Annotated in this window: 7 protein-coding genes and 1 pseudogene; 4 read left to right on the top strand and 4 right to left on the bottom strand. The window is 38.3% G+C overall.

Translation table 11 applies throughout. The features are described from left to right. The first annotated feature begins 125 nt into the window (after nucleotides 1–125). Nucleotides 126–272 carry a hypothetical protein gene (locus CYK47_RS15540; protein WP_164709228.1) on the top strand — a complete coding sequence of 49 codons (147 nt, stop codon included), beginning with the start codon at nucleotides 126–128 and terminating at the stop codon, nucleotides 270–272. 202 nt (nucleotides 273–474) lie between these two features. Continuing rightward, nucleotides 475–654 (top strand): excalibur calcium-binding domain-containing protein, encoded by a 180-nt coding sequence (locus tag CYK47_RS14825; protein ID WP_122902552.1) that lies wholly within the window; start codon nucleotides 475–477, stop codon nucleotides 652–654. Nucleotides 655–679: 25 nt separating this feature from the next. Here CYK47_RS14825 and CYK47_RS14820 read toward each other — a convergent pair whose 3' ends face one another. The 3 genes from CYK47_RS14820 to CYK47_RS14810 all read right to left on the bottom strand — a co-directional run bounded on the left by CYK47_RS14820 (nucleotide 680) and on the right by CYK47_RS14810 (nucleotide 4,209). Then, the gene (locus CYK47_RS14820; protein WP_122902551.1) at nucleotides 680–2,788 is read right to left on the bottom strand and encodes a TonB-dependent receptor family protein; all 2,109 of its coding nucleotides are present in this window, start codon (nucleotides 2,786–2,788) and stop codon (nucleotides 680–682) included. Between the two features lie 224 nt (nucleotides 2,789–3,012). Continuing rightward, nucleotides 3,013–3,264, bottom strand: coding sequence for a hypothetical protein (locus CYK47_RS14815; RefSeq protein WP_122902550.1), 252 nt, complete (start codon nucleotides 3,262–3,264; stop codon nucleotides 3,013–3,015). A 51-nt stretch (nucleotides 3,265–3,315) separates the two neighbouring features. Next, nucleotides 3,316–4,209, bottom strand: coding sequence for a LysR substrate-binding domain-containing protein (locus CYK47_RS14810; RefSeq protein ID WP_122902549.1), 894 nt, complete (start codon nucleotides 4,207–4,209; stop codon nucleotides 3,316–3,318). 100 nt (nucleotides 4,210–4,309) lie between these two features. On the opposite strand from CYK47_RS14810, the gene CYK47_RS14805 reads away from it, so the two are divergent. Together CYK47_RS14805 and CYK47_RS14800 are read left to right on the top strand one after the other, a co-directional pair. After that, nucleotides 4,310–4,690, top strand: a complete 381-nt coding sequence (locus CYK47_RS14805) for a CidA/LrgA family protein (RefSeq protein WP_122902548.1) — start codon at nucleotides 4,310–4,312, stop codon at nucleotides 4,688–4,690. Further along, nucleotides 4,690–5,367, top strand: a complete 678-nt coding sequence (locus CYK47_RS14800; protein WP_122902547.1) for an LrgB family protein — start codon at nucleotides 4,690–4,692, stop codon at nucleotides 5,365–5,367. Before CYK47_RS14805 ends, CYK47_RS14800 begins: the two co-directional genes overlap by 1 nt. Before the next feature lie 23 nt (nucleotides 5,368–5,390). Here the strand turns inward: CYK47_RS14800 and CYK47_RS15670 are convergent. After that, nucleotides 5,391–5,611 (bottom strand): annotated as a pseudogene (locus CYK47_RS15670) (RNA-guided endonuclease TnpB family protein); the annotation flags it as partial.

The following is a 5,611-nucleotide window of genomic DNA, read 5'->3' as shown; positions in this document are numbered from 1 at the left end:
TTTTTTTTTTTTTTTTTTTTTGTTTTTTTTTTTTAAGGAGTCGGGGGCCAACGAGATTTAAACAAGGAGTATCGTCGGCAGCGTCAGTTTTGTATAAGAGACAGGAGTTAGGGGTGTCTTTTACTATGAACGAGCGTCATAAAATTCAAATTACCCAGCTTAATCAGCAACGAAATTCCAGTATTTCTTCACATGACCTACCTAATTTTTTAGATGAAAAAGATTTTATCCAATGGGCTGCACAAATTTTAAAACAGCAGCAAGCCGCTTAAGCCTAACCGCTATTTGCTATTCTTGAATGCTGTTTCAGATGTTCCAATGCCTCTCTTATTATAGGGGCATTTTTTCAAAGCTGACGTTTATCTTAATTTTAAAGTTTTTTAGCTTAAGTATTTGAATGATTAAGTGAAAAATCTAAACAAAAAACAATTTATGTGATATAAGTCACTTTTTTAAATAATTATGCTTTATATCATGAAAATTTTACTTAGTTTAATATTTGTTTTTACGCCAACTTCGGTATTTGCTGCTAAGGTGAAGTGTGCAGACTTTAAATCTCAAAAACAGGCGCAAGCTTACTTTAATGCCCAAAAACCAGGCTATAAAGGCTTAGACCGAGACAAAGACGGCATTGCCTGTGAAAGCTTAAATTAAAGAAAGCCCTCACGGGCTTGCTTTATTAGAATCTGTAATTTATACCTGCATATAACGCTCTGCCTTCTCCAGGTGTAGCACGAGCACGGTCTTCACCTAAATCATCAAAACCAGGGGTAATAGTTGAACTATAACGTTCATTACTCAAGTTTTTAGCATCTAGCCATAGATCTAAATCTGGTCGAATCGCATTCCAGCCTGCATTGACCCCCCAAATTTGGTAGGCATCTGTATAACGAGTGTTGGCATAATCAATCGGCATCTTGGCTGCGTATTCGGTATTTAACCCGACAAACCAACCTTGTGGATGTTGATACTGAAGTTGTGCTTGATAGTAATGCCGTGGAATACCAGCTAATTCATTACGCTTAAATTTAGCATCATTTTTATAATAAAAATCACTAAAAGTATAAGCTTGTTTTAAAGACAAATCTGCGCCATCTGGCGCTTGCCATAATTTGCTCTTTAAGCCCAATTCGACACCTTGATGAATGGTATCACTGGCATTTGACTCAGCAATAATCTGATTAGGGATTGCTTGTAGCTCAACCATAAGTAATTCATCTTTTAACGCTGCGCGGTAGTAACTGGCTGACCATGCACCTAAGATACTCTGACCATGCCCGCCCACTTCAAAGCTGGTTGCATGTTGGTTACTTAAAGGGACAGCTGCATTTTGGCGGCCAGTCGCTGCGCCACTGCCTGTAGGGAAATAATGATTCGATCCCCACAGCATCGACCATGCATGAGCAGGTTCAACACTACGTGATACATTGGCATACAATTGAGTATCATCGTTGAGTTCATAGCGTAAGCCTAAACGATAAATATAATCCCATGTGTTCTGTTGGAGTTTATCTTCTACCGCTGGCCACGTCACATAGGCATCACGCTGACTGTAAGTCACACCCAGGCCTGTTACCCACCATAGACCAGGAGACCATTCTAGTTCGTTGTGTAAATTTAAGATTTGATCATGACCACGGTGCACATAGTGGCGGCTAATCGTACCCGCCTCGGCATAATCATTATCAAAACGTAAACTTTCACTGCCATTCGCGGAATTATGCTGGGTCGTAGTGGTTAAGGATGCTTTAAAAATATTATCTCGATTCAACCATGTAGAAGGTTGTGTCCATGTTAATTTACCCGTCAAATCAGTATAGTCGACATAAATACGATACAAGCTTTCTTGTAAATCCATCGGATAATCATGATAAGCAAGACTGGCCTGCAAGGTTCCACCTTCTGCTGATGTCCATGTGGTTTGATGCGCAAGCCAAGTGCTACCAGGCTGAACACGATGGGCATTAATAGCTAAATTATAGGGATTAGCTTGCTCTGGCTGGTCATGAATTTGCTGCTGGGTCAGGCGACCAGGGGTTTGATGTTCAGTTTGGCGATAACGTAGATAAAAACGCGTATTGACTTGATCATTGACTTGGTAACCTATATTGGCACTGACTCCAGTGGCTTCACTTTGGCTATGTTGTTGATAACCGTCTGATTGGCTATGCGTCGCTGCAATATAATAATCTAAAGCTCCCAAATCCTGACCATAACTCAGATGGTATTTCTGATAGCCATGATGACCTGTCGCCAATTTCAGTTCAGCCCCTGACTGATTTTTACCATTTTGACTAACATAATTAATTGCACCACCTAAAGCAAGTGCACCTTTTTCTAAGCCATTACTACCACGTAACACTTCTACATGAGATAGCCAATTGGGTTCAAGTAACTCATAAGGCGTGCCTCCAGGGCCAGTCAAAGGAATATTATCTAATAGCACATAATGACCTGAGGCATGTGCCCCTGAGCCTCGGTTAATCCCTGAGCCTCGAATTGAAATTTTCACCCCTTCATTTCCAGCACTCTGTGTATAAATTCCTGCTTCACCCTTTAAGATGTCAGCATTGGTCTGTATTCTTTGCGAGGTCTGTCTTACATCAATCAAATTGGTTGCGCCTGCAATGCCATTTAACTGCTGCTGACTTTTTTCAAATGGATCTTCACTGTTGGCTTGTAAGACCAAATCATCAAGCTGGCGTATGGCATCCTCTGCATACAGCGTACTACTGGCTTGAAGTGCCAGAAAAAGTGCACTGAATTGGAATAATGGTCGATTCAACATGAACTATCCTTATTTCTTAACGCTTTTCATTATTGAGCACCTTGTAAGATGCTTATTTATACCTTAGCAATCCTATTGACAGGAAAAAACAGCTTTTTATACCGATTATTTTGTAGATAATTTGCGGAATATCTAACAAACTTTGTAAGTAAATCACAAATATTTAAGTTAGAACTGCAAATAAAATGACTAGCTAGTAAAACATCTAAATTCTGTGAACATGTTTATGATTTACGTTCATTATAAAGTAAATATTGCATTAAACAGGCCGATAATAGGTAAGGATCTAGAGGGCTTTTATGTTTTTTTAAAAAATATAATTTAGTGATTAAATTTGAATATTTTGAAGAGATTTTGCAAGTAATTGAAATATTTTTTAATTCAAACTCTGCTTCGAACATGCTGCGATTGCGCAAAATAGCTATTTTATCTGATTGCTCTAAACCAATCACAGTACAATAGGCAAAAACTGCCATATTTAACTGAGCATCTGAGTATATTTCTTTTATCAAGCTTTTAATATTTTCTTAAAAACTAATTTCGTGTCTATATTGCTCTACAAGATTCAACCATGCTTGCGTCGTTGGAGTGATCTGTAGCCCTTTATGCCATGCCATATGTAAGGTCCAAGTTAAGCCTTCATTATTAAAATAAACCCTACTTAGATGCTCAAATTGTTTACAGTAAATTTCAGGCAAAATCGCGATTCCCATGTCTGCTTCAACCATTTTGACAATAAAATCCCACTGGCTACTTTGACAGACAATATTAGGGTTAAAACCTGCCTGTTGCGCAGCGTCTAATAATATTGGGCTTAGGCTAAAGTCTTGTGTATAAAATAAAAACTTTTCATTTTTGAGTTCATGAAAATCAATGTGATCTCTTTTGCTTAAATGGGAATTTTTTTGGGTTAATACACATAAGGGCGAATTTAAAATTTTGATTGAATAAAGTTCATGGTGCGGCTGTCCTAGAACAATCCCAACATCAATTTTTTTATTTAATAAAGCCTGTTCAATTTTTAAGGAACCTACTTCTAAGAAATGTAATTTAATATCTGGATAATTATGGTGATAACGTGTAATCAAACGATGCATTAAAATTGCACCTAGTGGGGGTAAACCTAGGCGTAACTGCCCTGTTTTCAGCAATTTGATCTGTTGAATACTGTCGAGCATCTGCTCATGCTGTTGCAATATGGCAAGCGCATATTGATAGATATGCTGCCCGATAGAAGTTAGCTGCACCTGACGTTTGCGCTGTGCCTGCGTGAGAGAGAATAATTTTTCTCCCACTTGTTGTTCTAATTGTTGCATCGCTTTAGTGATTGTCGGTTGCGTACACGATAATTGATCTGCTGCTGCCGAAAAACTGCCTAATTTAACCACCGTGATAAAAATTTTAAGCTGTTTGATGTCCAATCTAACTATTCCTATTTGGCATAATTTTAAATTTATTATTCATAATAACATGAAGAAATTATTCTTATGATTGCGTGCATGATGTTACGGAATTTTCAACTTGTTTAAATTTTATCCCTTTGTATTACAACTGAGTGTATTAATCGCTTTTTGGGCAGTTGGCAGCGCCATACAACAGGTTTTTCATTTGGCGGTTTCAGGTGCCATTATTGGCCTTCTGTTGCTGCTTGTCGCTTTATTAACAGGCATCTTAAAAGCACAATGGATTGCAACGGCAGCGGGAAGCATGCTCAAACATTTGGTGTTATTTTTTATTCCCTGTGTGGTGGGTTTAATCCAATATCATGATTTATTTATGTCGCACGGTTTACAGCTCATCGTAACCGTTTTACTTAGCACGCTGTGTGTGCTAGTGGTCACTGCATATAGTGTTTATTTAGGTTTTAAACTTGAAGCGCTATTTACTCAGGCGAAAGACTGATGTTGGGTTTCTTATTTCTTATCTTGACTGTGCTTGGCTACATCGTTTTTTTGCGTATTTATGCTCGCTTTCCATTTATATTATTGGGACCTGGTATTGCCGTACCTCTCTGTTTAATTGGCTTGTTGTCTGCATTACAGTTCAATTATCAACAATATATGCAGTTTAACCAAATTTTAGTCTGGATGATTGGACCCGCAACAGTAGCTTTTGCGATGCCTATTTATCAATATCGTTCTATCTTAATACGACATTGGATATCCATCGGTTTAGGGGTGATATTGGGTATGTGCGCTGGTGTCCTCAGTGCCTATGCCTTAGCGCATTACTTCGCTTTTGATCAGACCTTAACGTTAAGTCTAATGACCCGTTCGATCTCTACACCTTTTGCAATGGAGCTTGCCAGTCAAATCAATGCTTCAGTTGAATTAGCAATTTTATTTACCATGTTAACTGGTATTGCTGCTGTATTATTAGCTGATCTAAGCTTTTCTTGGTTGAGATTAAATCATCATATTGCACAAGGAGCTGCACTTGGTAATGCTGGACATGGCTTGGCTACAGTGAAAGCTTTTTTGCATCATGCAGATCAAGGTGTCGCTGCCTGTTTATGTATGATTTTGTCTGGTATTTTAATGGTATTTTTAGGACCTTATTTCATCCTCATGCTGATATGAATATACTGTTCCTTAAAATGTAGTCAAACATGGTCAAGGACTAATTCGCACTCTGTTAATGTCTTGTTTCCAAGCGTGTAACTAGAGCCTAAGTCGGTCAGTTCCGACTTGTAGCGATCAGTCCGTTCTTGCAATATGCACTTTACAGTTTTGTAAGGCGTATAACGACTTATCTCATTGTCATTTAATCTTGCAAGCACGTTTCTCGCAGCATTCCAATCAGCTTGAATAACCTCCCCATTAA

It is taken from the genome of Acinetobacter sp. B51(2017) (assembly GCF_003711395.1).
GTDB lineage: Bacteria > Pseudomonadota > Gammaproteobacteria > Pseudomonadales > Moraxellaceae > Acinetobacter.
The sequence above is the reverse complement of the archived record's forward strand: the minus strand, read 5'-3'. Positions and strand labels throughout refer to the sequence as shown.

Excerpts from the sequence above, each read along its gene's own strand:
- CYK47_RS14825 (WP_122902552.1), top strand. The coding sequence starts at position 475 with ATGAAAATTTTACTTAGTTTAATATTTGTTTTTACGCCAACTTCGGTA.
- CYK47_RS14820 (WP_122902551.1), bottom strand. The coding sequence starts at position 2,788 with ATGTTGAATCGACCATTATTCCAATTCAGTGCACTTTTTCTGGCACTT.
- CYK47_RS14815 (WP_122902550.1), bottom strand. The coding sequence starts at position 3,264 with ATGGCAGTTTTTGCCTATTGTACTGTGATTGGTTTAGAGCAATCAGAT.
- CYK47_RS14800 (WP_122902547.1), top strand. The coding sequence starts at position 4,690 with ATGTTGGGTTTCTTATTTCTTATCTTGACTGTGCTTGGCTACATCGTT.
- CYK47_RS15540 (WP_164709228.1), top strand. The coding sequence starts at position 126 with ATGAACGAGCGTCATAAAATTCAAATTACCCAGCTTAATCAGCAACGA.